General features: G+C 48.7%; 35 protein-coding genes and 4 pseudogenes. 37 read left to right on the forward strand and 2 right to left on the reverse strand.

Annotated elements, in window-relative coordinates:
- Positions 1–67: 67 nt before the first annotated feature.
- Entirely contained in the window at positions 68–1,189 is a 1,122-nt protein-coding gene (locus tag RJD28_03850) for a DUF3048 domain-containing protein (GenBank protein ID WNV58668.1), read from the reverse strand.
- A 278-nt stretch (positions 1,190–1,467) separates the two neighbouring features.
- On the opposite strand from RJD28_03850, the gene RJD28_03855 reads away from it, so the two are divergent.
- Both RJD28_03855 and RJD28_03860 read left to right on the forward strand, forming a co-directional pair.
- Positions 1,468–2,316 carry an acetoacetate decarboxylase family protein gene (locus RJD28_03855; protein ID WNV58669.1) on the forward strand — a complete coding sequence of 283 codons (849 nt, stop codon included), beginning with the start codon at positions 1,468–1,470 and terminating at the stop codon, positions 2,314–2,316.
- A 264-nt stretch (positions 2,317–2,580) separates the two neighbouring features.
- Positions 2,581–3,618 carry a LysR family transcriptional regulator gene (locus RJD28_03860; protein WNV58670.1) on the forward strand — a complete coding sequence of 346 codons (1,038 nt, stop codon included), beginning with the start codon at positions 2,581–2,583 and terminating at the stop codon, positions 3,616–3,618.
- Here RJD28_03860 and RJD28_03865 read toward each other — a convergent pair.
- Positions 3,540–4,400: a class I SAM-dependent methyltransferase gene (locus RJD28_03865; protein WNV58671.1), complete on the reverse strand. Its 861-nt coding sequence runs from the start codon at positions 4,398–4,400 to the stop codon at positions 3,540–3,542. The two genes, RJD28_03860 and RJD28_03865, sit on opposite strands and share 79 nt — an antisense overlap.
- A 689-nt stretch (positions 4,401–5,089) precedes the next feature.
- Between RJD28_03865 and RJD28_03870 the strand changes: the two genes are divergently transcribed.
- The 35 genes and pseudogenes from RJD28_03870 (at position 5,090) to rpsK (ending at position 25,918) form a co-directional block, all read left to right on the forward strand.
- A complete protein-coding gene (locus RJD28_03870; GenBank protein WNV58672.1) occupies positions 5,090–5,749 on the forward strand; it encodes an amino acid ABC transporter permease in 660 nt (219 codons plus the stop codon).
- Positions 5,730–6,404, forward strand: a complete 675-nt coding sequence (locus RJD28_03875; protein WNV58673.1) for an amino acid ABC transporter permease — start codon at positions 5,730–5,732, stop codon at positions 6,402–6,404. Before RJD28_03870 ends, RJD28_03875 begins: the two co-directional genes overlap by 20 nt.
- Positions 6,405–6,410: 6 nt before the next feature.
- On the forward strand, positions 6,411–7,199 hold the full coding sequence (locus RJD28_03880; protein ID WNV58674.1) for an amino acid ABC transporter ATP-binding protein: 789 nt from the start codon (positions 6,411–6,413) through the stop codon (positions 7,197–7,199).
- Positions 7,200–7,235: 36 nt separating this feature from the next.
- Positions 7,236–8,135: a transporter substrate-binding domain-containing protein gene (locus RJD28_03885; protein WNV58675.1), complete on the forward strand. Its 900-nt coding sequence runs from the start codon at positions 7,236–7,238 to the stop codon at positions 8,133–8,135.
- Positions 8,136–8,281: 146 nt separating this feature from the next.
- Complete coding sequence (locus RJD28_03890; GenBank protein WNV58676.1) at positions 8,282–8,869, forward strand: helix-turn-helix domain-containing protein; 588 nt, start codon at positions 8,282–8,284, stop codon at positions 8,867–8,869.
- A 217-nt stretch (positions 8,870–9,086) separates the two neighbouring features.
- Entirely contained in the window at positions 9,087–10,628 is a 1,542-nt protein-coding gene (locus RJD28_03895) for a sodium/proline symporter (protein WNV58677.1), read from the forward strand.
- Positions 10,629–11,094: 466 nt separating this feature from the next.
- A complete protein-coding gene (gene rpsJ, locus RJD28_03900; protein WNV58678.1) occupies positions 11,095–11,412 on the forward strand; it encodes a 30S ribosomal protein S10 in 318 nt (105 codons plus the stop codon).
- 147 nt (positions 11,413–11,559) lie between these two features.
- Positions 11,560–12,195, forward strand: a complete 636-nt coding sequence (rplC, locus tag RJD28_03905; GenBank protein WNV58679.1) for a 50S ribosomal protein L3 — start codon at positions 11,560–11,562, stop codon at positions 12,193–12,195.
- A 28-nt stretch (positions 12,196–12,223) separates the two neighbouring features.
- Positions 12,224–12,844 carry a 50S ribosomal protein L4 gene (gene rplD / locus RJD28_03910; protein WNV58680.1) on the forward strand — a complete coding sequence of 207 codons (621 nt, stop codon included), beginning with the start codon at positions 12,224–12,226 and terminating at the stop codon, positions 12,842–12,844.
- Positions 12,844–13,143, forward strand: a complete 300-nt coding sequence (rplW, locus tag RJD28_03915; protein ID WNV58681.1) for a 50S ribosomal protein L23 — start codon at positions 12,844–12,846, stop codon at positions 13,141–13,143. Before rplD ends, rplW begins: the two co-directional genes overlap by 1 nt.
- A 228-nt stretch (positions 13,144–13,371) precedes the next feature.
- Positions 13,372–14,215: pseudogene (gene rplB, locus RJD28_03920) on the forward strand (50S ribosomal protein L2).
- A gap of 11 nt (positions 14,216–14,226) precedes the next feature.
- Positions 14,227–14,508: a 30S ribosomal protein S19 gene (gene rpsS, locus RJD28_03925; GenBank protein WNV58682.1), complete on the forward strand. Its 282-nt coding sequence runs from the start codon at positions 14,227–14,229 to the stop codon at positions 14,506–14,508.
- A gap of 29 nt (positions 14,509–14,537) precedes the next feature.
- Positions 14,538–14,924 (forward strand): 50S ribosomal protein L22, encoded by a 387-nt coding sequence (gene rplV / locus RJD28_03930; GenBank protein ID WNV58683.1) that lies wholly within the window; start codon positions 14,538–14,540, stop codon positions 14,922–14,924.
- A 12-nt stretch (positions 14,925–14,936) separates the two neighbouring features.
- Complete coding sequence (rpsC, locus tag RJD28_03935; GenBank protein WNV58684.1) at positions 14,937–15,593, forward strand: 30S ribosomal protein S3; 657 nt, start codon at positions 14,937–14,939, stop codon at positions 15,591–15,593.
- Entirely contained in the window at positions 15,593–16,030 is a 438-nt protein-coding gene (gene rplP, locus RJD28_03940; protein ID WNV58685.1) for a 50S ribosomal protein L16, read from the forward strand. The genes rpsC and rplP overlap by 1 nt, the downstream gene beginning before the upstream one ends.
- Positions 16,020–16,229, forward strand: a complete 210-nt coding sequence (gene rpmC / locus RJD28_03945; protein ID WNV58686.1) for a 50S ribosomal protein L29 — start codon at positions 16,020–16,022, stop codon at positions 16,227–16,229. Before rplP ends, rpmC begins: the two co-directional genes overlap by 11 nt.
- An 82-nt stretch (positions 16,230–16,311) precedes the next feature.
- Positions 16,312–16,566, forward strand: a complete 255-nt coding sequence (gene rpsQ / locus RJD28_03950; protein ID WNV58687.1) for a 30S ribosomal protein S17 — start codon at positions 16,312–16,314, stop codon at positions 16,564–16,566.
- A 44-nt stretch (positions 16,567–16,610) separates the two neighbouring features.
- Positions 16,611–16,979, forward strand: a complete 369-nt coding sequence (gene rplN / locus RJD28_03955; GenBank protein WNV58688.1) for a 50S ribosomal protein L14 — start codon at positions 16,611–16,613, stop codon at positions 16,977–16,979.
- Between the two features lie 11 nt (positions 16,980–16,990).
- A complete protein-coding gene (gene rplX, locus RJD28_03960; protein WNV58689.1) occupies positions 16,991–17,302 on the forward strand; it encodes a 50S ribosomal protein L24 in 312 nt (103 codons plus the stop codon).
- Positions 17,303–17,325: 23 nt separating this feature from the next.
- Positions 17,326–17,865 (forward strand): 50S ribosomal protein L5, encoded by a 540-nt coding sequence (rplE, locus tag RJD28_03965; GenBank protein ID WNV58690.1) that lies wholly within the window; start codon positions 17,326–17,328, stop codon positions 17,863–17,865.
- Positions 17,866–17,880: 15 nt separating this feature from the next.
- Entirely contained in the window at positions 17,881–18,066 is a 186-nt protein-coding gene (locus tag RJD28_03970) for a type Z 30S ribosomal protein S14 (GenBank protein WNV58691.1), read from the forward strand.
- A gap of 20 nt (positions 18,067–18,086) precedes the next feature.
- Positions 18,087–18,489: pseudogene (gene rpsH / locus RJD28_03975) on the forward strand (30S ribosomal protein S8).
- A gap of 271 nt (positions 18,490–18,760) precedes the next feature.
- Complete coding sequence (gene rplF, locus RJD28_03980; GenBank protein ID WNV58692.1) at positions 18,761–19,303, forward strand: 50S ribosomal protein L6; 543 nt, start codon at positions 18,761–18,763, stop codon at positions 19,301–19,303.
- Between the two features lie 17 nt (positions 19,304–19,320).
- Entirely contained in the window at positions 19,321–19,689 is a 369-nt protein-coding gene (rplR, locus tag RJD28_03985) for a 50S ribosomal protein L18 (GenBank protein WNV58693.1), read from the forward strand.
- Between the two features lie 20 nt (positions 19,690–19,709).
- Complete coding sequence (rpsE, locus tag RJD28_03990; protein WNV58694.1) at positions 19,710–20,219, forward strand: 30S ribosomal protein S5; 510 nt, start codon at positions 19,710–19,712, stop codon at positions 20,217–20,219.
- 14 nt (positions 20,220–20,233) lie between these two features.
- The gene (gene rpmD / locus RJD28_03995) at positions 20,234–20,416 is read left to right on the forward strand and encodes a 50S ribosomal protein L30 (protein WNV58695.1); all 183 of its coding nucleotides are present in this window, start codon (positions 20,234–20,236) and stop codon (positions 20,414–20,416) included.
- Positions 20,417–20,446: 30 nt separating this feature from the next.
- Positions 20,447–20,890, forward strand: a complete 444-nt coding sequence (rplO, locus tag RJD28_04000; protein ID WNV58696.1) for a 50S ribosomal protein L15 — start codon at positions 20,447–20,449, stop codon at positions 20,888–20,890.
- Positions 20,890–22,209: a preprotein translocase subunit SecY gene (gene secY, locus RJD28_04005; protein ID WNV58697.1), complete on the forward strand. Its 1,320-nt coding sequence runs from the start codon at positions 20,890–20,892 to the stop codon at positions 22,207–22,209. The genes rplO and secY overlap by 1 nt, the downstream gene beginning before the upstream one ends.
- A gap of 174 nt (positions 22,210–22,383) precedes the next feature.
- Positions 22,384–23,028: an adenylate kinase gene (locus RJD28_04010; protein ID WNV58698.1), complete on the forward strand. Its 645-nt coding sequence runs from the start codon at positions 22,384–22,386 to the stop codon at positions 23,026–23,028.
- Between the two features lie 83 nt (positions 23,029–23,111).
- Positions 23,112–23,790: pseudogene (map, locus tag RJD28_04015) on the forward strand (type I methionyl aminopeptidase).
- Between the two features lie 18 nt (positions 23,791–23,808).
- Positions 23,809–24,078: a KOW domain-containing RNA-binding protein gene (locus RJD28_04020; protein WNV58699.1), complete on the forward strand. Its 270-nt coding sequence runs from the start codon at positions 23,809–23,811 to the stop codon at positions 24,076–24,078.
- Positions 24,071–24,289 carry a translation initiation factor IF-1 gene (infA, locus tag RJD28_04025; protein WNV58700.1) on the forward strand — a complete coding sequence of 73 codons (219 nt, stop codon included), beginning with the start codon at positions 24,071–24,073 and terminating at the stop codon, positions 24,287–24,289. The genes RJD28_04020 and infA overlap by 8 nt, the downstream gene beginning before the upstream one ends.
- A gap of 260 nt (positions 24,290–24,549) precedes the next feature.
- Positions 24,550–24,664: pseudogene (gene rpmJ / locus RJD28_04030) on the forward strand (50S ribosomal protein L36).
- A gap of 423 nt (positions 24,665–25,087) precedes the next feature.
- Entirely contained in the window at positions 25,088–25,456 is a 369-nt protein-coding gene (rpsM, locus tag RJD28_04035; protein WNV58701.1) for a 30S ribosomal protein S13, read from the forward strand.
- Positions 25,457–25,522: 66 nt separating this feature from the next.
- Positions 25,523–25,918, forward strand: coding sequence for a 30S ribosomal protein S11 (gene rpsK / locus RJD28_04040; GenBank protein WNV58702.1), 396 nt, complete (start codon positions 25,523–25,525; stop codon positions 25,916–25,918).
- The last annotated feature ends 2 nt before the right edge of the window (positions 25,919–25,920 follow it).

Consider the following 25,920-nt stretch of genomic DNA (forward strand, 5'->3'; position numbering starts at 1 on the left):
ATTCCTCTGAAAAGAGTATTCAGAATACCTTTTGTATTTTGTAAAAAAGAAAAGTAATCCTGTAAAATTATTTGATGGTCAGGCCGCTCCAGAACTCATCTGCCACCAGTGCCACATAAGTCTTACCGGTGTTGATGGTGATCTCGTTGCCGTCTTTGTCATAGTAACGGGTCGGATCGGTGTCGCTGGTCTTCTCCCAGGTTACCGGGATTGCCTTGCCGCCTGTGATGTAGTAGCCTTCCCGTCCGCTGTCTACAGAGTAAAAAATCATATAGCCGTTCTCATCAAACTGATGATACCGGGCGTTCTGGATCAGGACATTGGTGAAGCTCATCTGTTTATTGTTATCCAGAGGATCCACATGTGCAGAACCGTACTCGGAATACATATACAGGCCGGTGGAAGCATCATAGTTCAGCTTGGAATTGTTATGCTCAAACGGGAAATCAATCTCTGTGCAGTCAATGGAATCAGATGCAGTGGACAGATCTACCGGGTTGCTTTCGGAAGCAAACTGATAATGCGGGCCAGTGTAGTACTGGTTGTAGTTGCGGTCAATCTTGGAGTTATTCTTGAAGTTCTTCTCCATGTCACCGGTCAGGATGTACTCTGTAAATTCCCTGGGCTTGCCATTATCCACACGGGAGAACGTTCCGCTGAAGTGATCAACATAAGGATTCTCCAGATGTGCATTGATATAGAACGGGCCGCCGTCATGGCAGACGATGGCATTCCACTCCGGAGCAATCTGCAGGTTTGTCGGTCTTACACTTCGCACACTGCCGATCTGCTTGACACTGTCGTAATCCTTGTACAGAGCCATGAAACGGGTAACATGTCCGTTCTTCGTGCTGTTCATCATCTCATAGACAACATCTGCGCTGTTCATGCCGTAATGCGGAAGTGCGGTCTTCTCATTGTCGATCATAACGGCGATGGGACGCTGATCCTTCAGGCTCTCATCGATCCATTCGTTGGTCAGTTCGCTGCGGTACATGCCCTCGCGGGTCTCTTCCTCCACGACAGGAGTCTCCTCCTCTGCAACAGGAGCTTCTTCCTCCTTTTCTTCTTCATCTTCGTCTGCGACAAAGGTATCATTTGAAGAAGCGGGTTCCTCTTTCTTTCCGCAGCCGATAGCCATGATGCCGACGGTCAGCGCAAGAAGGAAAAGTATAGATTTTTTCTTCATTGGTGTTACACCCTCACTCTCTTGATACTGTATTGGGCAGAAATCCTGCCAGAATCCATTATAGCACAGGTTTTCTTATAAGCCCATGGCAATTTGAAAAAAGTAAGAAAAAATTAGGATATAGTTTAAAAATATAACATGCTAAGAAAATACCAATTTTACGGGGAAAAGGGCGCGTGATACGATAAAAACAAACATTACCCACGGCCCCATTGATGTGCCGAAGATCAGTGATCTTCCCAAATAGAACGAGATTGAAAAAAACAGGAGGGACTTTTATGGGATTCAAGAGAACAAGAGAAGAAGTATGCGAGTCATTGAGTGGCGGTATGTGTGATTTTATGGAATCAGAGGTACTGTCGGTATTTTATGAGACAACACCGGAGGCTGTGAAAGAGCTTCTGCCGCCGGGTCTGTTGCCCTACAAGCGTCCGCTGATCTGCGCGGGCTACAATATTTTCCATAAAACCAATTTTGAGGTGCCATATCTGGAGGCGGCGATCTATGTGGCCGCTGTCCATGAGAAAACCGGACTGCCGGGATTTTTTGTACCGGCAATGACACTGAATGTGGATATGGGAACCATCCTTGGACGGGAACTGGGCGGTTATCCAAAGAAAGCAGGACGTCTGGGTTATAATCGCACTGGCAATTCCTTTGTGGGATTTGCGGAGAGACACGGCATCCCGTATTATACCGTAAAGGCGGAGTTTGATGGTATGCCCAACGATTCGGAGCTGATGGCTGCCATCGGCGAACTGCTGACACCGCCGGATCCGGTGAACCATCCAGGAGCAACGATCATTTACAATTATCTGTGGCCCGCAAGCAGCTGGGTGCATCTGAAAGACCTGGATAAAGCACCGCAGCCGATCCTGACAACCGTATGGAAAACCAAGCATCCCGGAACAAAGAAACCGGAGATCGGTAAGGGCGAAGTGATTTTCCAGAAATCGGAAAATGATCCCTGGTATGAGTTCGCACCGGTAAAAACGCTGGGCGCAATTATGTCCTATGACGGTTTGGCGCTGGACGGCAACCGGCAGCCGGAGGACGAATATCCGGTGGATGCAAAGGAATACCTGCCTTATGCTTTCTATAGCTACGATGTAAAACCGCAGGAATAAAAATAAAACGTTTGGGATGGTCTGCTTTCGGGCAGGCCATCTTTTATGATATAATGTGCGCAGGGAAAAACAAGCGGCTGCGTGAGCAGACATTTGTTTTTCACAAGCCATTAACGAAGGTTCCGCCTGCGGTAGCAGGCAACAGAGCACGGCAGTGCGGGGAACCTGAGTCTAAAAGCAGCGTCAAGCACGGGACGTGCGAATCATGATATAATGAGCGCAAAAGAAAAGAAACCTGAGTCTAAGAGGGAAACTTGCATCATCATGCTGGTAATCAAGGAGGGGAAAACGACGAATCTGTGGGCATTGGAATATATTATCGAGGTGGCGAAGACAGGGTCTGTGTCGAAAGCTTCCCAGAAGCTGTATTTATCCCAGCCGCATCTGAGCAATACCATCAAAGCCATGGAGGCAGAGCTGGGAGTGAAGCTGTTCGTGCGTTCCACCAGAGGCATGTGCCTGACTGACGAGGGACGGGATTTTGTGCAGCGGGCGCAGTCCATTCTGGATGAAGTAAAAGATATGGAAGACATGTTTGCGGTAAAGCCGGAAGACAGTGTGCGTTTGCGGATTTCTGTGACCCGTTCTTATCAGATTCATCGCTGTGTCATGGATTTCGTGAACAGCTATTCCCATAAACCGCAGTTTCGGGTATCAGTGAAGGAGACGAATCCTTTTGAGGTGCTGGAAGATGTGCATACCAGAGAGGCCGAGATGGGGGTGCTCCATTGCTTTGGCGCACAGGAGGCATATTTTCTGAATCATTTCAAAACCTATTCTTTACAGTATAAAAAACATTATGAAAAAGAATTTCTGCTGGCCATGTCAGCAAACAATCCGCTGGCATCCAGAGCGCATATCACAAAAGACATGCTGGAAGATCAGCTGCTGGTGATGTATGGGGATTATGAGATTCCATCGGCATCCTATAAGGTTGTGATGGAGGAGAATGGCATCGTTATGCCGTCGCGGCGTTTCTATGTGTATGACCGCGGCGGGGCGATGGAGACGCTGGGCCAGTGTGACAATGCAGTCATGTGGATCACCAGCCTCCACCCGGACACGCTGCGCAAGGAAGGGATCGTGCTGCGCAGATGCGAAGATGTCAATGTCCGGGATATGGGGTATAGTATTTATCCGTCGGAAGAGGGGATCTCCCCGGCGGCCAGAGAGCTGTATGAAAAAATGCAGCAGGTAGACTGGATGATGACTGATCGGGAAGACTATTTTGCTTCCCAGCGCCCGGAGGCACCGCAGGGCAGTACCAGTCCGCTGGTGGTGACGGGCAGGCCAATCTCCTGAGAATCCACTGTTCCGTGGAACTTCTTTAATTCACAGGACAGCATGTACGTCAGAACAGCAGGTGCCAGTCCCGTGGTATAGGAGTTTACGAGGAAAAACAGCGGTTCCGGGGAGAGCAGCTTGGCGCACAGCTGGATAAACGGGTAAATAGAATCCTCGATCTTCCAGATTTCTCCCTTGGGGCCGCGGCCATAAGACGGCGGATCCATGATGATGGCATCGTAGTGATTGCCCCGGCGGATCTCCCGCTCTACAAATTTCATACAGTCGTCCACGATCCAACGGATGGGGGCCTCCCCCAGGCCGGAGGAGCGGGCGTTTTCCTTGGCCCAGGCAACCATGCCCTTGGAAGCGTCCACGTGGGTGACGGAAGCGCCAGCGGCAGCGGCTGCCAGGGTGGCGCCGCCGGTGTAGGCGAACAGGTTCAGCACCTTGATGGGGCGTCCGGCATTTCGGATCTTTTCGGAAAACCAGTCCCAGTTGGTGGCCTGTTCCGGGAACAGGCCGGTGTGCTTGAAACTGAAGGGCTTTAAGTTAAAGGTCAGGGAACGGTAGCGGATCGTCCACTGCTCCGGGAGATCGAAAAACTCCCACTCGCCGCCGCCTTTTTTGTTGCGGTGGTAATGGCCGTTCATCTTCTTCCAGCCCCGGCTCACCTTCGGCGTATTCCAGATAACCTGCGGGTCAGGCCGGACGAGGATATACTGCCCCCAGCGCTCCAGCTTTTCCCCGGCTGACGTATCTATCACTTCATAATCTTTCCATTGATCTGCAATCCACATAGTTAAAAACCTCTTTATCTGATATTTGAAAATGGTGTTCTTTCCTATTATACAGGCTGGGAAGTGGAAATACAATATCTAACAATATCCTATTAAATAAGTAGGAATTTTCTGTTGACAAGGTACGCATTCGATGTTATTATCATACATATATTGAAACAGACAAACGGCGGAAGAAGGAAGAAGTCATGATTTATAGTATCAGAAGAGCTTCTCATAACGGCATGTGTTGTTGTCGGTGGAACGTTTCCCGGGCGGATTTTGCGGCGGGGCTGCACCGATGGTAATGTGTTGCGCCTTTGCTGAGGTCTGAACAGACAGAGAATTCTGTGGTGTGATCCGGGAGCTGATGCTTCCGGTTTTTTTGATTACAGTGCCGAAGGTTCATCTTTGCGTCATGCTCGCATGTAAGCAAAGATGGAACTTTACGGCACGCCCCACAATGAGGAAGAAGAGATGCGAAGCGTCTCGGATTCCGAATGTGGGTAGAATCGCGGGAGCTGCTGTGCAGCGTAGCGATTCGTAATCAAAAAATAAAGACATTTACAATTACGCCCCACAATGAGGAAGAAGAGATGCGAAGCGTCTCGGATTCTGAATGATGGGGCAGAATCGCGGGAGCTGCTGTGCAGCGTAGCGATTCGTAATCAAAAAAATAGGAGTTTTGTGATTTTAGGGAGGATAAAACTTTGAACTGGGAATTTATCATCAAATATCTGCCCACCTACGAACGGGCGGCCTGGCTGACGCTGCGGATCGGCGTGGCGGGGATCGTGGCAGCCATCGTGCTGGGGCTGGTCTGTGCCACGGTGCAGTATTACCGGGTGCCGGTGCTGCGGCAGATCGTGGCGTTCTATATTGAACTGAGCAGAAATACCCCGCTGCTGGTGCAGCTGTTTTTCATTTATTACGGCCTGCCGAAAGTGGGCATCAGTACCAACGCGGAGGTCTGTGGTGTGGCGGGACTGGCATTCCTGGGAGGAAGCTATATGGCGGAGACGTTCCGAAGCGGCCTGGAGTCGGTGGACGCCATCCAGTCGGAGAGTGCCTATAGTCTGGGCATGAGCGCCGGACAGGTGATGCGCTACGTGATCCTGCCCCAGGCCATTTCCGTGAGCGTACCGCCCTTCGTGGCAAACGTGATCTTCCTTCTGAAGGAGACCAGCGTATTCAGCGCCATCAGCCTGATGGATCTGATGTTTACGGCCAAAGACCTGATCGGTCTGTATTACCAGACGACAGAGAGCCTGTTCCTGCTGGTGGTCTTTTATCTTCTGATCTTACTGCCGGTTTCTCTGCTGGGAAGCCTGCTGGAAAGGAGGCTGCGTCATGCCGGATTTGGGGCTTGAGGTATTATTGAAGGGCAAGAACATGATCCGTATCCTGGGCGGCCTCTGGGTGGCGCTGCGGATCAGCCTGCTGGCGGTGCTCATCAGCATTCCACTGGGCATTGTGCTGGGTATTCTGATGACTTCCAGAAACAAGATCATCAAGGTGATCCTGCGCATCTATCTGGAGGTCATCCGTATTATGCCCCAGCTGGTTCTTCTGTTCCTGTTTTATTTTGAAACGACCCGTGCGTTTGGCTGGGATCTGTCGGGAGAGACGGCTTCCATTATTGTATTTACCCTGTGGGGAACGGCGGAGATGAGTGATCTGGTGCGCGGCGCGCTGATCAGCATTCCCCAGCATCAGTATGAGAGCGCGGAGGCGCTGGGCCTGGATAAAAGGCAGACATTTATCTATGTCATCATCCCCCAGACGATCCGTCGGCTGCTGCCGCTGTCCATCAACCTGATCACCCGTATGATCAAGACCACCAGCCTGGTGCTCATGGTCGGCGTGGTGGAGGTGCTGAAGGTGGGACAGCAGATCATCGAGGCCAACCGAATGAGCAGCCCCAACGCGGCGTTTGGTATTTATCTGGTCATCTTCCTGCTGTATTTTGTGGCCTGCTGGCCCATCAGTATGCTGGCCAGATATCTGGAAAAGAAGTGGAGGTAAAAAAGGATGGCAGAACCATTATTGAAAATAGAGCATCTGACAAAAAGATACGGAGACGATCCGGTGCTGGATGATCTGAGCCTGGATGTGCACAAGGGCGAGGTTATCGTGATCCTGGGCCCCAGCGGCTGCGGCAAAAGTACACTGCTGCGCTGTGTGAATGCGCTGGAGGAGATCCAGGGCGGCAGCGTAACGCTGGAGGGACAGCCCATCAGCAAAAACAGTAAAAATCTGACAGAGCTGCGGCAGAAGATCGGCATGGTTTTCCAGAGCTATGATCTGTTCCCGCATCTGAATGTGCTGGACAATATCCTGCTGGCACCCATGAAGGTGCAGAAGCGAAAGAAAGAGGAAGTGACAGCGGAAGCCATGGAGCTTCTGGAGCGGGTGGGCCTGAAGGAAAAGGCAAAGAACTACCCGAGAGAGCTGTCCGGCGGCCAGAAACAGCGTGTGGCCATTGTGCGTGCACTCTGTATGCACCCGGAGATCCTGTTGTTTGACGAGGTGACGGCAGCCCTGGACCCGGAAATGGTGCGGGAGGTGCTGGATGTCATGCTCAGCCTGGCGGAGCAGGGACGGACGATGATGATCGTCACCCACGAAATGCAGTTTGCCCGGGCCGTGGCAGATCGGGTGATTTTCATTGACGGGGGCAAGATCGTGGAGGACACCGATCCCGATACCTTTTTTGATCATCCGTCCAGCGACCGCGCAAAGCAGTTTTTAAATACCTTTACTTTCGATACTGTGAGAACCCACGCCGACAAACAGGCTTCGCCTGCGGCTGAGGAATAGATTGGGTGGCATTCACCCGGAAATGGAGGACATATTATGAAAAAAATCAAAAAGTTTCTCGCACTTGGACTGGCACTGAGCCTGACCTTCGCTCTGACCGCATGCGGCAGCAAGGGAAGCTCCGATGCAGGCAGCGACAGCAGTGATGCAAAGACAGAAGAGAGCGCATCCAATGGATCTTTCCGTACCCTGGACGAGATCAAAGAGAGCGGCACCATCAATGTCGGCGTATTTTCTGACAAGAGCCCCTTTGGCTATGTGGATGAAAACGGCGAGTACCAGGGCTATGACGTGTATTTTGCAAGACGTCTGGCAGAGGATATGGGCGTAGAGCTGAACCTTGTTTCCACCGAGGCTGCCAACCGGATCGAGTATCTGCAGACCGGCAAGGTAGATATCATCCTTGCAAACTTTACCGTAACAGAGGAGCGCGCACAGGAAGTAGATTTCGCACTGCCTTACATGAATGTGGCACTGGGTGTGGTTTCCCCTGACAGCAATGTGATCACCACACTGGATGACTGGAACAAAGACGATTCCCTGATCGTTATTTCCGGAACCACCGCAGAGACCTATCTGCTGAAAGAGTACCCGGACATCCCGCTGCAGAAATATGATTCCTACGCAAATGCCAAGAATGCTCTGGAGAACGGCAACGGCGTGGCATGGGCAAACGACAACACCGAGGTTATCGCTTTCGCCCTGCAGAACGAGGGCTATACCGTAGGTATCCCGACTCTGGGCAGCCAGGACACCATTGCACCTGCAGTGACCAAGGGCAATGAGACCCTGCTGAACTGGATCAACGACGAGATCAAGGCACTGGGCGAGGAGCAGTTCTTCCACAAAGATTATGAAGAGACCCTGGTTGACACCTATGGTGCTGACTACGAGGACAGCCTGGTTGTAGAGGGCGGCGAAGTAGCTGCACAGTAAAAACAGATCAAAGTAAGATCAAAGCATAAGATATGACAGCAGATGCAGGCACAGTCGGACAACCGATCGCCTGCATCTTGTGCGTATGACAGGAAATGATGTCCTGCCATAAACAGTTATACCTGTATGGGGAAAGGATCAGTGAGATGGCGAAGGATAAAAAGCGCAAGACAAAGAAAAATATTGTGAGTGCGGCATGGCGGCTGTTCTACGAGCAGGGCTATGACGATACGACGGTGGATGAGATCATCCGGGCGTCTGGCACATCCAAGGGAACCTTTTATCATTATTTTAAAGGGAAGGATGCGCTTCTGACTTCGCTGTCGGAGCTTTTTGACAACAAATACGAGGAACTGATTCAGGAGATGCCGGAGGAGATGGGGAACTTTGAGAAGCTGCTCTATCTGAATCAGGAATTATTTGGCATGATCGAGACCAGCGTCTCCCGGGAGCTGCTGGCATCCATGTATTCCTCCCAGCTGGTGACGAAGGGCGAGAAGCATCTGCTGGATCAGAACCGGATCTATTACCGGCTGCTGAACGAGCTCATCGCGAAGGGGCAGCGGGACGGGGAGCTGACTACCCGCATGTCGGCCAACGAGATCGCCAAGATCTATGCCCTCTGTGAGCGGGCGCTGCTGTACGACTGGTGCATCTGCAACGGAGAATATTCCCTGCGGGAGTATGCCGGAAAACTGATGCCCATGTTTTTACAGAGCATCCGTGCAGAATAAATGCAGCAAAATATTTCACAAAATTTTTTGACGGTTTTTATAGAATTAAATAAATACGATAAAACGTACAGGCTGAATTCCTTATATTTACGCGGTTTTCTTATGTTTGGTGAGAATACCGTATAGAATTCAGTCTATTTTTTGTTCTCAAATAGCATCTGGGAAAAAACTGTGCTATACTGTCACAATAAATCGTTTCCAGGGGAGGATGTAGAGAATGAGTACATCGGTTATCTGTATTTTACTTACCATTGGTGTATACCTGATCGGCATGCTGGTGGTGGGATTCCGTTTTGCCAAAAAGAATGAGTCGGCAGCCGACTTTTATCTGGGCGGCAGAAAGCTGGGGCCGCTGGTGACAGCCATGAGTGCCGAGGCATCTGATATGTCCAGCTATTTGCTCATGGGTCTGCCGGGCCTTGCCTATCTGTCCGGTGTGGCGGATGTGGGCTGGACGGCCATTGGACTGGCTGTGGGCACCTATCTGAACTGGCTGCTGGTAGCAAAAAGAATCCGTCGTTACACCCATATGACAGATTCCTTCACACTGCCGCAGTTTTTCTCTAACCGGTTCCGGGATGAGAAGCATATCCTGTCCACGGTGGCAGCGCTGATGATCGTTGTATTCTTTGTGCCGTACACGGCTTCCGGTTTTGCAGCCTGCGGCAAGCTGTTCCACTCGCTGTTTGGTGCAGACTACATGGTGACTATGATCATTTCCGCCATTGTCATCGTCGGCTACACGGCAGCAGGCGGATTCCTGGCGGCATCCACCACAGACTTTATCCAGAGCATCATTATGACGTTTGCCCTGCTCTTTGTGCTGGGCTATGCCACCATCAGCGCAGGCGGCATCGGCGCTGTGGCAGAGAATGCCAAGGGACTGGCCGGATACCTTTCCTTCACCTCCACCCATGTGGCAGACGGCAACACGGCAGCTCCGTATTCTCTTTTCACCATCGTATCCACACTGGCCTGGGGCCTGGGCTACTTTGGCATGCCTCATATTCTGCTGCGGTTCATGGCCATTGAGGATGAGGAAAAATTAAGCCTTTCCCGCCGGGTAGCTTCCATCTGGGTAACCATTGCCATGGCCATCGCCGTGTGCATCGGTATTGTAGGAAATGCCCTGACAAAACAGGGCATGGTACCGGAGCTGACCGGTTCCAACACCGAGACCATCATCATCCAGATCGCCAACGTGCTGGCAAGCCACGGCATCTTCCCGGCACTGATGGCCGGACTGGTACTGGCAGGTATCCTGGCAAGCACCATGTCTACCGCTGATTCCCAGCTGCTGGCAGCAGCTTCCAGCGTGTCTCAGAACATTTTACAGGAAGCCCTGCATAAAAAAATGTCCCAGAAGACAAGCATGCTGGCAGCCAGACTGACCGTCATCGGCATCGCGATCCTGGGCGTTATCATTGCCAGAGATCCGTCCAGCTCCATCTTCGGTATCGTATCCTTCGCCTGGGCAGGTTTCGGTGCCGCTTTTGGCCCGCTGGTGCTCTGCTCCCTTTTCTGGAAACGCACCAACTTCCAGGGCGCGCTGGCAGGCATGATCGCCGGCGGTGTGTCCGTCTTCGTATGGAAATACGGTGTAGCGCCCATGGGCGGTGTGCTGGCCGTGTATGAACTGCTTCCGGCATTCGTCATCGGCCTGGTGGTGCTGGTGGTGGTGAGCCTGCTGACCAAGGCGCCGTCCGAGGAGATCGTGAAAGAATATGAGGCCATGGAAGCTTCTTTGAAGAAGAGATAAGTGCAGCCTATATTATATAGAAGAAACACATACAGGGGAGTCCGTTTGACGGCTTCCCTTTCTTCTATTATTTATATAGAAGAGATCGTTCATGATATGGCGCTCCGTTCATCCGTTTTCACAGACAGATTTTCGTGCAAGCCCGAAATCTGCCCGCGAAACGTATGACTGAACTTTTCACAAAAAAATTTAAATTTATACTTGCATATTTCGGAATCTTCTTATATAATAATATTTGCTGTGACATGATAGCGTTGAAGCGCGAGGTTGCTGCCACTGTATTGGCAGGTTTTCCGTGGAGCGAATGTCAAGTTAGGAAACTGGCGACAAGTCACTGTACAATATAGAATAAGGTCCGCAGATTGCGGAAACCACGTGTGGGTATACAGCGACACACACGGAAGAGTGTACAGTCACCGCTTGTCGTACTGAGTTTGAATAGTACGAAAAGGAGGCGACTTTTTTTATGGCAAGTCAAGTAATGAGAATCACACTCAAGGCATATGATCATCAGCTTGTTGATGCATCTGCCAAGAAAATCATCGAAACTGTTAAGAAAAATGGATCACAGGTGAGCGGACCGGTGCCGCTGCCGACAAAGAGAGAGGTTGTTACCATTCTCCGTGCAGTACACAAGTACAAAGATTCCAGAGAGCAGTTCGAGCAGAGAACTCATAAGAGACTGATCGATATCATCGCACCGACACAGAAGACGGTTGATGCACTTTCCAGACTGGAAATGCCCGCAGGTGTGTACATTGATATCAAAATGAAGAACAAATAAGTTCTTCCCCAATTAATTAGTTAGTAATCCTGAAGGGTTGATATAGAAGCAACATGGCTAAAATGTTCCACTTATATCCACTGTTCTAGGATGATTGGGAAGCCACAGGCGACCTAATCCGCTGTAGATTAACAGGAGGTAAAAAGAATGAAGAAAGCGATTTTAGCAACCAAAGTCGGCATGACCCAGATCTTCAATGAAGATGGAGTTCTCACTCCCGTAACCGTACTGCAGGCTGGTCCGTGTGTTGTAACACAGGTAAAGACCGTTGAGAACGACGGATACGCAGCAGTTCAGGTTGGATTCGGCGAGAAGAGAGAGAAGCTTGTGAACAAGCCTATGCAGGGTCATTTCAAGAAAGCTGGCGTAACAAACAAGAGATTTGTCAAAGAGTTCAAGTTTGACAACGCTGAGGAGTATGCACTTGCTCAGGAGATCAAGGTTGACATCTTCGCCGCAGGCGACAAGATCGATGCAACTGCTATTTCCAAAGGTAAGGGATTCCAGGGCGCAATCAAGAGACACAACCAGCACAGAGGACCTATGGCTCATGGTTCCAAGTTCCACCGCCATCAGGGTTCCAATGGTGCCTGCTCCGATCCGAGTAAGGTATTCAAAGGAAAGAAGATGCCTGGACACATGGGAAGCAAGAAGATCACCATCCAGAACCTTGAAGTTGTTCGCGTAGATGCTGAGAAGAATCTGCTTCTGGTGAAGGGCGCAGTACCGGGACCGAAGAAATCCCTGGTAACCATCAAAGAGACTGTTAAGTCTGCGAAATAGGTTTTAACAGGAAAGGAGGAACACACAGATGGCAAACGTATCTGTTTACAATATCGAAGGTAAAGAAGTTGGCACGATGGAGTTAAATGATGCAGTGTTCGGCGTAGAAGTGAACGAGCATCTTGTACACATGGCCGTTGTAAGTCAGCTTGCAAATAATCGTCAGGGAACACAGAAAGCTAAGACTCGTTCCGAAGTATCCGGCGGCGGAAGAAAGCCCTGGAGACAGAAAGGAACCGGTCATGCTAGACAGGGTTCGACAAGAGCTCCGCAGTGGACAGGCGGCGGCGTAGTATTCGCTCCCACTCCGAGAGATTATTCTTTCAGACTGAACAAGAAAGAAAGAAGACTGGCTCTGAAATCTGCTCTGACATCCAGAGTACAGGAGAACAAGTTCATCGTTGTAGACGAGCTGAAGTTCGACGAGATCAAGACCAAGAAGTTCCAGGCTGTATTAGACAGCTTCAAGGTGAAGAAGGCTCTCGTAGTATTAGACGAGAACAATGAGAAGGTTGTACTTTCCGCAAGAAACATCCCGGATGTAAAGACAACACAGATCAACACCATCAACACCTATGATGTGATGAAATACAACACCGTAATTGCTACAAAGGCAGCAGTTGAGAAAATCGAGGAGGTGTACGCATAATGGCAAGCATTCAGTACTATGATGTCATCCTCAAACCGGTAGTAACCGAGAAGAGCATGGGCGCTATGGGTGAGAAGAAATACACATTCCTGGTTCATCCGGAAGCAAACAAGACCATGATCAAAGAGGCAGTTGAGAAAATGTTCGCAGGCACCAAGGTTGCAAGCGTAAACACCATGAATCTCGACGGCAAGAATAAGAGACGCGGCATGACCTTTGGTAAGACCGCTAAGACCAAAAAGGCAATCGTTCAGCTGACAGCTGACAGCAAAGATATCGAGATTTTTGAAGGACTGTAAACACTTGGCGATGACAAGCTGAAAGCGCAGTCAGAGCCTAGTGAGAACGCCGTTCGCGAACCTTAGCGAAAACAAGCGTTAAGCGTAGTTTGAGCTTAGTTGAGCGAACATACCCGTCATTCTGACAGGAATGCGGAATGCACGTCAGCCCCTCAGAGGACTGAATAACCTATGCGCATACAAGCGCGATACGAAATAATTTGAAGAGAATCGAAAGGAGTGACAGTAATGGGAATTAAGGTTTATGGCCCATATACACCTTCCAGAAGACATATGACCAGCGTTGACAACTCTGAGATCACAAAGTCCACACCGGAGAAGTCCTTAGTTGTTTCCTTTAAAGAAAAATGCAGGTCGTAACAATCAGGGAAAGATTACAGTTAGACACCGCGGAGGCGGTTCCAGAAGAAAATACAGAATCATCGATTTCAAGAGAAAGAAAGATGATATCCACGCTACCGTAATCGGTATCGAGTACGATCCTAACCGTACAGCTAACATCGCTCTCATCTGCTACGAGGATGGCGAGAAGGCTTACATCCTGGCTCCTCAGGGTCTGCAGGTTGGCATGAAGGTTATGAACGGTGAGAACGCAGAGGTGAAGGTTGGTAACTGCCTGCCGCTGTCCCAGATCCCCGTTGGTACTCAGGTACACAATATCGAGCTGCATCCTGGAAAAGGCGGCCAGATGGTTCGTTCCGCAGGAAACAGCGCACAGTTAATGGCAAAAGAAGGCAAATATGCAACCTTAAGATTACCGTCTGGTGAGATGAGAATGGTGCCGATCATCTGCCGCGCTTCCATCGGCGTTATTGGCAATGCTGAGCACAACCTCGTGAATATCGGTAAAGCAGGTCGTAAGCGTAACATGGGTATCCGCCCGACAGTTCGTGGATCTGTTATGAACCCGAATGATCATCCGCATGGTGGTGGTGAAGGAAAGACTGGTATCGGTCGTCCGGGCCCGTGCACACCTTGGGGCAAGCCTGCTCTTGGTCTGAAGACCAGAAAGAAAAACAAGCAGTCTAATAAGTTAATCGTAAGAAGAAGAGACGGTAAAACGATCAAATAAGGAGGTATATCATGGCTCGTTCATTAAAAAAAGGACCATTTGCAGATGCAAGCCTGCTGAAGAAGGTTGAAGCAGCCAACGCATCAGGAGATAAACAGGTAATCAAGACCTGGTCCCGTCGTTCAACGATCTTCCCTCAGTTCGTGGGACATACGATCGCTGTTCATGACGGAAGAAAGCATGTTCCGGTATATGTTACCGAGGATATGGTTGGACACAAGCTCGGTGAGTTCGTTGCAACCAGAACTTACAGAGGACATGGAAAAGACGAAAAGAAATCGAAGGTACGTTAGTATCATAATTTGAAAGGAGGTTTCTTCCCATGGCAAAAGGACATAGATCCCAGATTAAGAGAGAAAGAAATGCGAATAAGGATACAAGACCGTCAGCTAAGTTATCTTACGCAAGAGTCTCCGTTCAGAAAGCATGCTTTGTTTTGGATGCCATCAGAGGTAAGGATGTACAGACAGCACTTGGAATTTTAGCTTATAATCCGAGATATGCTTCAAGTATTATAGAGAAATTATTAAAGTCCGCGATCGCGAACGCAGAGAACAACAATGGAATGGATATCAGCAAGCTCTACGTTGAAGAGTGCTATGCGAACAAAGGACCGACATTGAAGAGAATCAGACCGAGAGCACAGGGCCGGGCTTACAGAATCGAGAAGAGAATGAGCCACATCACCATCGTGCTGAATGAGAGATAAGGAGGACAAATCATGGGACAGAAAGTTAACCCGCATGGTTTAAGAGTCGGTGTTATTAAAGACTGGGATTCCAAATGGTATGCAGAAGGCGATTTCGCTGATTGCTTAATTGAGGATTATAACATCAGAAAATTCCTGAAGAAGAGATTATACAGCGCAGGCGTTTCCAAGATCGAGATCGAGAGAGCGTCTGACAAAGTAAAGATCATCATCTACACCGCAAAACCGGGTCTTGTGATCGGTAAGGGCGGCGCAGAGATCGAGAAAGTCAAAGCAGAGCTTGCAGCTTGCACAGACAAGAAGCTCATCGTTGACATCAAAGAAGTAAAGAGACCGGACAGAGATGCTCAGCTCGTTGCTGAGAACATCGCTAGCCAGCTTGAGAACCGTGTTTCCTTCCGTCGTGCTATGAAGTCCTGCATGGGCAGAACGATGAAGACTGGTGCAAAGGGTATCAAGACCGCTGTATCCGGACGTCTCGGCGGCGCAGATATTGCACGTACCGAGTTCTACAGCGAGGGAACTATCCCGCTTCAGACATTAAGAGCAGATATTGACTATGGTTTCGCAGAGGCAGATACCACCTACGGCAAACTTGGCGTAAAGGTTTGGATCTACAAAGGCGAAGTTCTTCCAACGAAAGCAGCAAAGGAAGGGAGCGATAAATAATGTTAATGCCAAAGAGAGTAAAGCGTCGTAAACAGTTCCGTGGTTCCATGAAAGGTAAAGCCCTGAGAGGAAACACCATTTCCAACGGTGAGTACGGTATTGTCGCTTTAGAGCCAGCATGGATCAAATCCAACCAGATTGAGGCAGCCCGTGTTGCCATGACCCGTTACATCAAGCGTGGCGGTAAAGTTTGGATCAAGATTTTCCCGGATAAACCAGTAACCACAAAACCTGCTGAAACACGTATGGGTTCCGGTAAAGGAACACTTGAGTACTGGGTAGCAGTTGTTAAACCCGGTCGTGTAATGTTTGAGATTTCCGGCGTTCCAGAAGAAACAGCAAGAGAAGCTCTGCGTCTTGCGACTCATAAGCTTCCCGTTAAGTGCAAAGTTGTTTCTCGCGCAGAGTTAGAAGGCGGTGAAAACAGTGAAAATTAATAAATATGTAGAAGAGTTAAGAGCAAAATCTGCTTCGGAATTAAATGAAGAATTAGTAGCTGCTAAAAAGGAACTGTTCAACTTAAGATTCCAGAACGCAACCAATCAGCTGGATAACACGAGCAGAATCAAAGAAGTCAGAAAGACGATTGCAAGAATCCAGACAATTATCACTGAGAAGGCAAACGCTGCTCAGTAATCAATAAAATCTTCCATGTTCGCGTGCCGGTATATGACATACCCGGCAGCGTGGAAAGATTTCAGGAAAGGAGATCAGTACCGTGGAAAGAAATCTGAGAAAAACACGTACAGGCAAAGTAATCAGCAATAAGATGGACAAAACCATCGTAGTAGCTGTTGAAGAGCACGTAAAGCACCCGCTTTACAATAAGGTCGTAAAAAGCACCTACAAGTTAAAAGCTCATGATGAGAACAATGAGTGCAGCATCGGTGATACGGTGAAAGTGATGGAGACAAGACCGCTGTCCAAGGACAAGAGATGGAGACTTGTTGAGATCGTAGAGAAAGTGAAATAATTGATCGTGTGTGAGCACGGAATATAATAAGGAGGTACATCCGCATGATTCAGCAGGAAACTAGACTTAAAGTTGCCGACAACACCGGTGCAAAAGAACTGCTCTGCATCCGTGTGATGGGCGGATCCACAAGAAGATACGCAAACATCGGCGATGTCATTGTTGCCAGCGTTAAAGATGCAACACCAGGCGGCGTTGTTAAAAAAGGCGACGTAGTAAAAGCAGTCGTTGTACGTACGGTTAAAGGCGCACGTCGTAAAGACGGTTCTTATATTAAATTCGATGAGAATGCAGCTGTTATTATCAAAGACGACAAGACTCCAAGAGGAACTCGTATTTTTGGACCAGTAGCCAGAGAGCTTCGTGAGAAACAGTTTATGAAGATTGTTTCCTTAGCTCCGGAAGTATTATAGGAGGTACCGGAATGTCTGCAATGAAGATTAAAAAAGGCGACACCGTTAAGGTAATTGCCGGTAAGGATAAAGACAAAGAGGGTAAAGTTCTGGCAGTCAATGCGAAAAACAACACAGTTATCGTTGAGGGCATCAACATGATCACAAAGCATGCAAAGCCCAGCGTTGCCAACCAGAATGGCGGAATCCTGCATCAGGAGAGCCCGCTGGATGCTTCCAACGTTATGTACGTTCATAAGGGAAAAGCTACCAGAATCGGCTACAAGATGGATGGGGACAAGAAAGTCCGCGTTGCAAAATCAACCGGCGAGGTTATCGATTAATTAAGAGAGGAGGTCGCTAAAAGTTGAGTAGATTAAAAGAAATTTACAAGAACGAGATCGTAGACGCTATGATCAAAAAGTTCGGATATAAAAACATTATGGAAGTGCCGAAGCTCGACAAGATCGTTGTAAACATGGGCGTAGGCGAGGCAAAGGATAATGCGAAAGTATTAGATTCTGCTGTTAAGGATCTTGAGACCATCACCGGCCAGAAGGCTGTTCTGACAAGAGCAAAGAAGTCCGTTGCAAACTTCAAGATCAGAGAAGGCATGGCTATCGGCTGTAAAGTAACCTTAAGAGGCGAGAGAATGTATGAGTTCGCTGATCGTCTGATCAACCTGGCTCTGCCCCGTGTACGTGACTTCAGAGGTATCAACCCGAACGCATTCGACGGAAGAGGTAACTACGCTCTCGGTATCAAAGAGCAGCTGATCTTCCCTGAGATCGAGTATGATAAGGTAGACAAGGTAAGAGGTATGGATATCATCTTCGTTACCACTGCCAAGACGGATGAAGAGGCACGTGAACTGCTGACATTATTCAACATGCCGTTTGCTAAATAATAAGGAGGAACATTCATGGCTAAGACAGCAATGAAACTGAAACAGCAGCGTCCTGCAAAGTTCTCCTCAAGAGAATACACACGCTGCAGAATCTGTGGACGTCCACATGCGTACCTTAGAAAATACGGAATCTGCAGAATTTGCTTCCGCGAGTTAGCATACAAAGGACAGATTCCTGGCGTTAAGAAAGCCAGCTGGTAAGAAAGGGAGGAAATAAAATCATGATGATCAGTGATCCGATTGCAGATATGCTTACAAGAATTCGTAACGCGAATACTGCGAAACATGATACAGTAGATATCCCTTCTTCCAAGATGAAAATTGCAATCGCAAACATCCTTGTTGATGAGGGATACATTAAGAAATATGATCTGGTAGAGGACGGCAACTTCACTACCATCCGTGTAACTCTGAAATACGGAAAAGACAAGAACGAAAAAGATTATCACAGGCCTTAAGAGAATCTCCAAGCCCGGCTTACGTGTATACGCTGGCAAAGAGGATCTGCCGAAGGTACTTGGCGGACTGGGTGTGGCTATCATCTCCACAAACCAGGGCGTTGTAACCGACAAAAAGGCTAGAGAGCTTGGCGTAGGCGGAGAAGTTCTGGCATTTGTTTGGTAGGCATTGAGCACTTAGCGACTGCCGAGCCGTCAGGCGAAGGCAGAGGTTAGTGCGAAAGCCCACCTGGACACTTAATGAGCGCCAAGCGAAGCGAGGCGGCGAATTTAGTGACCATGGTGTGCATTGAGCTTTTACAAAAATGAAGATACTTGATATTCTAATATTTATGAAGTGTCTGGAGTGCTATGAACTTAAAAGCTTTTAAAAATTAGTAATCAGAAGACTGAAAACAGGGCACATTCCCTGAGAATTTAAGTAAGGAGGTACGGGCATGTCACGTATAGGAAGAATGCCAATCGCGATTCCGGCAGGTGTAACTGTAGAGATCGCAGAAAATAATAAAGTGACGGTTAAAGGTCCTAAGGGAACTCTTGAAAGAGTATTACCTGCAGAAATGGAAATCAAAGTCGAGGATGGTCATGTAGTTGTTACAAGACCCAACGATTTAAAGAAAATGAAATCTTTACATGGTCTGACCAGAACCCTGATCCACAACATGGTTGAGGGCGTTGAGAAGGGTTATGAGAAGATTCTGGAAGTAAACGGTGTTGGTTACCGTGCTGCTAAGTCCGGCAAGACATTAACTCTGAACCTTGGATATTCCCATCCGGTAGAGATGACCGATCCGGAAGGTATCGAGGCTGTCGTTGAGGGACAGAACAAGATCATCGTTAAGGGTATCGATAAAGAAAAAGTTGGCCAGTACGCTGCTGAGATCAGAGACAAGAGAAGACCTGAGCCTTATAAGGGCAAGGGCATCAAGTATGCTGATGAAGTGATCCGGCGTAAAGTTGGTAAGACAGGTAAGAAATAAATAAGGAGAGTGTGAAAATGGTTAGTAAAGAATCAAGAGCGAAAGTTCGCGTAAATAAACATAGAAAATTACGCAATCGTTTCAGCGGCACTGCCGAGAGACCGCGTTTAGCTGTGTTTAGAAGCAATAATCATATGTATGCTCAGATCATTGACGATACGGTTGGAAATACTCTCGTTTCAGCTTCCACACTGCAGAGTGATGTTAAAGCAGAACTGGAAAAGACCAACAACGTTGAGGCAGCAGCATACCTCGGAACTGTAATTGCAAAGAAAGCTTTGGAAAAAGGCATTACTTCTGTTGTATTCGACAGAGGAGGATTTATATACCAGGGCAAGATCAAGGCTCTCGCTGATGCAGCAAGAGAAGCTGGTCTGAATTTCTAAGGTGAGGAGGAGAAGAACACATGAGACATGAGATCATTGACGCCAGCCAGTTTGAGTTACAGGACAAGGTCGTGACGATCAAGCGTGTAACCAAGGTAGTTAAAGGCGGCCGTAACATGCGCTTCACCGCTCTGGTAGTAGTAGGTGACGGACAGGGTCATGTAGGTGTTGGCCTTGGAAAAGCTGCAGAAATTCCGGAAGCAATCCGCAAAGGAAAAGAGGACGCAGCAAAGAAGCTCATCACAGTAAGCCTGGATGAGAATAACAGTATTACTCATGATTTTATCGGAAAGTTCGGCAGCGCAAGCGTGCTTCTGAAGAGAGCTCCGGAAGGTACCGGTATCATCGCTGGTGGTCCGGCGCGTGCAGTCATCGAGCTTGCAGGAATCAAGAATATCCGTACAAAATCCCTCGGCTCCAACAACAAGCAGAACGTTGTTCTGGCAACCATCGAGGGCCTGCGTCAGCTGAAGACTCCGGAAGAAGTAGCCAGACTCCGCGGAAAATCTGTTGAAGAGATTGTAGGCTAAGGAGGAAGAGCAAAATGGCAGACAAGATTAAAGTTACTTTAGTAAAGTCCCCGATCGGTGCTGTTCCGAAGACAAGAGCTACCGTTGAGGCACTTGGACTGAAGAAAGTCAACGCATCCAATGTTTTACCGAATACCGATGCAACAAAGGGTATGATCCAGAAGGTAAGACATCTGGTAAAAGTAGAAGAGGTTTAATCGGGCAGAATAAGATAAGGAGGTGCCACAATGGATTTATCAAACTTAAGACCGGCAGACGGTTCCAAACAGAGTGATAATTTCAGAAGAGGCCGTGGACATGGTTCAGGAAACGGCAAGACAGCTGGCAAAGGCCACAAAGGACAGAAGGCTCGTTCCGGCGGCGGAAAGAGACCGGGCTTTGAGGGCGGCCAGATGCCGTTATACAGAAGAATTCCCAAGAGAGGTTTCACAAACAGAAATACTGTTGAGATCGTTGGGATCAATGTAAGCGCACTTGAGAGATTTGACAACGATGCAGTTGTAACTGTTGAGACACTTGTTGAGGCAGGCATCGTAAAGAATCCGAGAGACGGCGTTAAAATTCTTGGAAATGGAGAATTAACCAAAAAGCTTACCGTTCAGGCAAATGCTTTCAGTGCTGGAGCAGCTGCTAAGATCGAGGCTCTCGGTGGAAAAGCTGAGGTGATCTAATGCTTAAAACTCTCCAGAGCGCATTTAAAATCAAAGATATCAGACAAAAGATATTCTTTACATTTTTAATGCTGATTGTGATCCGTATCGGATCGCAGATTCCGGTTCCTGGGGTAAACAGCGGTTATTTCGCTGCGTGGTTTGCGCAGCAGTCGGGGGATGCGTTGAATTTCTTTGACGCATTCACCGGGGGCTCCTTCACTTCAATGTCCATTTTCGCATTGAACATCAGCCCTTATATTACATCTTCCATCATCATCCAGCTTCTGACCATTGCGATTCCGAAGCTGGAAGAGATGCAGAAGGAAGAAGATGGCAGACAGAAGATCAACAAGATTACCCGTTACACGACAGTGTTGCTGGCCTTCATCGAAGGTACGGCCATGACCATCGGTTTTGGCGGAAGAGGACTTCTGGAGAAGTACAATTTTGTCAACTGTGTTGTCGTGATCGCTGCATTCATCGCAGGTTCCACATTCCTCATGTGGATCGGCGAGCGGATCAGTGAGAAGGGCATCGGCAATGGTATTTCCATCGTCCTGCTGATCAACATTCTGTCCAGAGTGCCCAGTGATCTGGCTACTCTGTTTGAACAGTTCGTATTCAATAAGAATGTGGCTGTCGGCGTGCTTTGTGCAGCGATCATCATTGCAATCATTCTCGTGGTTGTCGTTCTTGTCATTTTCCTGCAGGACGGCGAGCGCAGAATCCCTGTACAGTATTCCAAGAAAATGCAGGGCCGCAAGATGGTGGGCGGACAGTCCTCCCACATTCCGCTGAAGGTCAACACCGCAGGCGTGATTCCGGTCATCTTCGCATCATCCCTGATGCAGATGCCTGGCATTATTGCAAGCTTCGCCGGTGTGGACGGCGGTACGGGAATTGGCGGACAGATTTTGCGGACGCTGAATTCTTCCAACTGGTGTAATCCTCAGCAGCCGGTATACAGTATCGGACTTGTGATTTATGTAGCCCTTTGTATTTTCTTCGCATATTTCTACACATCGATCACCTTCAACCCGATCGAGGTTGCAGACAATATCAAGAAACAGGGCGGCTTCATTCCGGGCATCCGTCCGGGCAAGCCCACGACTGATTATCTGACAAGCATTCTGAATTACACAGTATTTGTCGGAGCAGTCGGCCTGCTGATCATCGTGGTGATCCCGTTCATTTTCAACGGTGTCTTCCGCGCAAGTGTTTCCTTTGGTGGAACTTCGATCATCATCATTGTGGGTGTCATCCTCGAGACCCTCAAGCAGATTGAGTCCAGCATTCCGGAATACTACTATTCGCATAAGAAATCCATTTTTGGATAAATACGAGGGGGCAATCCCCTTCACAGAGGATGCCTCCGGCCCGCAAAGGGGTTGTGAGGCATCCTTTTTCATTGATAAAAGGAATTTCTTTCCCTATAAAAATGTTTCATAAATGGGAAAAATGGGGTATAATCAAAACAGCAAGACTATATACCAAAGGGAGGAACACAACACATGAAGATTATTATGTTAGGTGCACCTGGAGCAGGAAAAGGAACACAGGCGAAGATGATCGCCGACAAGTACGGCATCCCGCACATTTCCACAGGCGATATTTTCCGTGCCAATATCAAGAACGGAACCGAGCTGGGCAAGAAAGCCAAGGGTTACATGGATCAGGGGCTGCTGGTGCCGGATGAGCTGGTGGTAGATCTGGTGGCAGACCGCATCGTACAGGACGACTGCAAGAACGGTTTTGTACTGGACGGCTTCCCGCGGACTATTCCCCAGGCAGAGGCGCTGGACGAGGCACTGAAAAAACTGGGCACATCCATTGACTATGCGCTGAACATCGAAGTGCCGGATGACAACATCGTGACCCGTATGTCCGGCAGACGTGCCTGCGTATCCTGCGGCGCTACCTATCATTTAGTACATATCCCTCCGAAGAAAGAGGGAATCTGCGACAGATGCGGCGCAGCACTCATCTTACGTGACGACGACAAGCCGGAGACCGTAAAGAAGCGCCTGGCAGTATACCATGAGCAGACACAGCCGCTGATCGATTACTATTCCAAGCAGGGCTGCCTGAAAGAGGTTGATGGTACTGTGGACATGAGCGACGTATTTGACGCGATTGTGAAGATTTTAGGAGCATAAAAATGTCAGTATCAATTAAGTCAACCAGAGAGATTGAACTCATGAGAGAGGCCGGAAGGCTTCTGGAAATTACTCACAACGAGATGGAGAAGGCGCTGAAACCGGGCATGTCCACCATGGACATCAACCGCATCGGCGAGGAGGTCATCCGCAGCTTCGGCTGCATCCCTTCTTTCCTGAATTACAATGGATATCCTGCCTCCATCTGCGTGTCGGTCAATGATGAAGTGGTGCACGGCATCCCCCACAAGGATCACATCATTCAGGAGGGTGATATCGTCAGCCTGGATGCGGGCCTGATCTACAAGGGATACCATTCAGACGCGGCCCGTACCCATTTGGTGGGAGAATGCAGCCCCGAGGCGAAGAAACTCGTCGAAGTGACGAAGCAGAGCTTTTTCGAGGGCATCAAGTTTGCGAAGGCAGGACATCATCTTTTTCGAGATCTCCGCAGCCATCGGCGATTATGCGGAAAGCTTCGGCTACGGTGTTGTCCGAGACTTGGTGGGGCACGGCATCGGCACCCATCTGCATGAGGATCCGCAGATTCCCAACTTCCGCCAGAGAGGCAGAGGCCTGAAGCTGATGCCGGGTATGACACTGGCCATCGAGCCCATGATCAATGCGGGAACGAGAGAGGTGGCCTGGATGGATGACGACTGGACGGTTGTCACCATGGACGGCTCCCTGTCCGCCCACTATGAAAATACGATCCTGATCACCGACGGAGAACCCGAGATTCTTTCTCTGTCCGTGAAATAGCAGGTGAGAGGGGCAGTTATGGAATATCAGACAGGAATGCTCGTGGAATCCCGGGCGGGGCACGACAAAGGAGAACTATACATCATCACGGGGATCACGGACGGCTATGTGGCTTTAAGCGACGGACGGCTGAAACCGGTGGATCACCCGAAGCGAAAGAAACCGATGCATATCGCAAAGAAAGCAGACATCCCGGCGCTTCTTTCAGAGAAGCTGGCGCAGGGAATGCCGCTTACCAATGAAGATATCAAAAGAGTAATTAAATTATGGAGGTCAGAAAATGTCTAAGGCTGATGTTATTGAAATTGAAGGAGTTGTAATTGAAAAGCTTCCCAACGCGTTTTTTCAGGTAGAGCTGGAGAATGGTCATAAGGTACTTGCAACGATCAGTGGCAAGCTCCGCATGAACTATATCCGTATTCTTCCGGGCGATAAGGTGACACTGGAGCTGTCCCCTTACGATCTGTCCAAGGGAAGAATCATCTGGAGAGATAAATAATAAGAAGAGATCCGGCCTGCGGTGTTCCAAAAGAGCACTGCGGGCCTTTTTCTATAGAAAAATGATGAAAAAATCTTTCAAAATCCCGAAAAAACGCTTGCATTTGGGAATCTCTTTTGCTACAATATAAGTCGGACGTTTTTGGATACGTCTATTTTCTACTGGAAAAATTTGCAGTCCGTCTGCATGACACAGAAGAGAAGGCGCATCCGGAATTACCCGTCAGCCGGGAGTCCGAAGATAAGAAAGGAGGGTTTTCCATGAAAGTTAGGTCATCTGTTAAGCCGATTTGCGAGAAGTGCAAGATCATTAAGAGAAAAAGGCAGCATCAGAGTAATCTGCGAAAATCCAAAACACAAACAGAGACAGGGTTAATGAGGCTTGCTGATCATTACCAGTGTTTCAAACTTATTTTGTGCGGCTGCAGTAGAACCACGCGGATGCGTTGTAGCTACTGATCACGGCGGGAACCTGTGTTTTTTCACAGAAGGACCGCAAAACATTCGAGGAAAATTCCGTCTTCGGATGAAGAATATATTCACGTCGGATATCGCTTTCCGACAGTGTGGGAGTTAGCAGACCCACTGAAGATTATTCACAGAGATATTGCTTTTTAATACCGAGAAAGTGGTATCAGTATCGGAAAGATCGGGTAGATACCCGGTTGGGCGTCCACTGGATGCCTCAATTAGGAACAATATGACGCGAAGCTTTCAAAGTGCGCACACATTTCAGGCACTGCCCCGCAAGCAGTGAGCTGCGTGATGGAGATGGCTTAGAAAATGGAGGAATAATCAAATGGCTCGTATTGCTGGTGTAGACTTACCAAGAGAAAAACGTGCAGAGATTGGACTGACTTACATCTACGGAATCGGAAGAGTAAGCGCCAACAAAATTTTAGCAGCAGCGAATGTTAATCCGGACACTCGTGTCAGAGACCTGACTGACGAAGAGGTTAAGAGACTGAGCGCTGTTATCGATGAACAGTACATGGTAGAGGGCGACTTAAGAAGAGATGTTGCCATGAACATCAAGAGACTTCAGGAGATCGGATGCTACAGAGGAATCCGTCACAGAAAAGGCCTGCCGGTTCGTGGTCAGAAGACAAAGACCAACGCAAGAACAAGAAAAGGCCCGAAGAGAACAGTTGCCAACAAGAAGAAATAATCTTCATTGATTTGAGAAACAAGCTGATTTTTATATAATTTGAGAAAGCGTAGGTTAGTTTAGAAAATGGCGAAAAAAGTTGCAAAAAAAGTGACAAAAAAGCGCGTTAGAAAAAACGTTGAACGTGGACAGGCACATATTCAGTCTTCCTTTAACAACACGATTGTTACCCTGACTGATACCGAGGGAAATGCTTTATCCTGGGCAAGTGCTGGTGGTCTTGGATTTAGAGGTTCAAGGAAATCTACCCCTTATGCAGCACAGATGGCTGCAGAGACTGCGACAAAGGCAGCGTTACCGCACGGCTTAAAGACCGTAGATGTATTCGTAAAAGGTCCCGGATCGGGACGTGAGGCAGCTATCCGTGCCCTTCAGGCATGCGGCCTCGAGGTTACAAGCATCAAGGACGTAACTCCGGTTCCGCACAATGGATGCCGTCCGCCGAAACGCAGAAGAGTCTAGTC

This window comes from Oscillospiraceae bacterium NTUH-002-81 (assembly GCA_032620915.1).
Taxonomy (GTDB): Bacteria; Bacillota; Clostridia; order Lachnospirales; family Lachnospiraceae; genus JAGTTR01.

Coding starts and splice junctions, on each gene's coding strand:
- rpsE (WNV58694.1), top strand. CDS start 19,710: ATGAGACATGAGATCATTGACGCCAGCCAGTTTGAGTTACAGGACAAG.
- RJD28_03875 (WNV58673.1), top strand. CDS start 5,730: ATGCCGGATTTGGGGCTTGAGGTATTATTGAAGGGCAAGAACATGATC.
- rplF (WNV58692.1), top strand. CDS start 18,761: ATGTCACGTATAGGAAGAATGCCAATCGCGATTCCGGCAGGTGTAACT.
- RJD28_03850 (WNV58668.1), bottom strand. CDS start 1,189: ATGAAGAAAAAATCTATACTTTTCCTTCTTGCGCTGACCGTCGGCATC.
- RJD28_04020 (WNV58699.1), top strand. CDS start 23,809: ATGGAATATCAGACAGGAATGCTCGTGGAATCCCGGGCGGGGCACGAC.
- rplW (WNV58681.1), top strand. CDS start 12,844: ATGGCAAGCATTCAGTACTATGATGTCATCCTCAAACCGGTAGTAACC.
- rpsM (WNV58701.1), top strand. CDS start 25,088: ATGGCTCGTATTGCTGGTGTAGACTTACCAAGAGAAAAACGTGCAGAG.
- rplC (WNV58679.1), top strand. CDS start 11,560: ATGAAGAAAGCGATTTTAGCAACCAAAGTCGGCATGACCCAGATCTTC.
- infA (WNV58700.1), top strand. CDS start 24,071: ATGTCTAAGGCTGATGTTATTGAAATTGAAGGAGTTGTAATTGAAAAG.
- RJD28_04010 (WNV58698.1), top strand. CDS start 22,384: ATGAAGATTATTATGTTAGGTGCACCTGGAGCAGGAAAAGGAACACAG.
- rplV (WNV58683.1), top strand. CDS start 14,538: ATGGCAAAAGGACATAGATCCCAGATTAAGAGAGAAAGAAATGCGAAT.
- RJD28_03860 (WNV58670.1), top strand. CDS start 2,581: ATGCTGGTAATCAAGGAGGGGAAAACGACGAATCTGTGGGCATTGGAA.
- rpmD (WNV58695.1), top strand. CDS start 20,234: ATGGCAGACAAGATTAAAGTTACTTTAGTAAAGTCCCCGATCGGTGCT.
- RJD28_03855 (WNV58669.1), top strand. CDS start 1,468: ATGGGATTCAAGAGAACAAGAGAAGAAGTATGCGAGTCATTGAGTGGC.
- rplP (WNV58685.1), top strand. CDS start 15,593: ATGTTAATGCCAAAGAGAGTAAAGCGTCGTAAACAGTTCCGTGGTTCC.
- rpsS (WNV58682.1), top strand. CDS start 14,227: ATGGCTCGTTCATTAAAAAAAGGACCATTTGCAGATGCAAGCCTGCTG.
- rplD (WNV58680.1), top strand. CDS start 12,224: ATGGCAAACGTATCTGTTTACAATATCGAAGGTAAAGAAGTTGGCACG.
- RJD28_03970 (WNV58691.1), top strand. CDS start 17,881: ATGGCTAAGACAGCAATGAAACTGAAACAGCAGCGTCCTGCAAAGTTC.
- rplO (WNV58696.1), top strand. CDS start 20,447: ATGGATTTATCAAACTTAAGACCGGCAGACGGTTCCAAACAGAGTGAT.
- RJD28_03885 (WNV58675.1), top strand. CDS start 7,236: ATGAAAAAAATCAAAAAGTTTCTCGCACTTGGACTGGCACTGAGCCTG.
- rplX (WNV58689.1), top strand. CDS start 16,991: ATGTCTGCAATGAAGATTAAAAAAGGCGACACCGTTAAGGTAATTGCC.
- rpsJ (WNV58678.1), top strand. CDS start 11,095: ATGGCAAGTCAAGTAATGAGAATCACACTCAAGGCATATGATCATCAG.
- RJD28_03880 (WNV58674.1), top strand. CDS start 6,411: ATGGCAGAACCATTATTGAAAATAGAGCATCTGACAAAAAGATACGGA.
- RJD28_03895 (WNV58677.1), top strand. CDS start 9,087: ATGAGTACATCGGTTATCTGTATTTTACTTACCATTGGTGTATACCTG.
- RJD28_03865 (WNV58671.1), bottom strand. CDS start 4,400: ATGTGGATTGCAGATCAATGGAAAGATTATGAAGTGATAGATACGTCA.
- secY (WNV58697.1), top strand. CDS start 20,890: ATGCTTAAAACTCTCCAGAGCGCATTTAAAATCAAAGATATCAGACAA.
- rplR (WNV58693.1), top strand. CDS start 19,321: ATGGTTAGTAAAGAATCAAGAGCGAAAGTTCGCGTAAATAAACATAGA.
- rpsK (WNV58702.1), top strand. CDS start 25,523: ATGGCGAAAAAAGTTGCAAAAAAAGTGACAAAAAAGCGCGTTAGAAAA.
- RJD28_03890 (WNV58676.1), top strand. CDS start 8,282: ATGGCGAAGGATAAAAAGCGCAAGACAAAGAAAAATATTGTGAGTGCG.
- rplN (WNV58688.1), top strand. CDS start 16,611: ATGATTCAGCAGGAAACTAGACTTAAAGTTGCCGACAACACCGGTGCA.
- rpsC (WNV58684.1), top strand. CDS start 14,937: ATGGGACAGAAAGTTAACCCGCATGGTTTAAGAGTCGGTGTTATTAAA.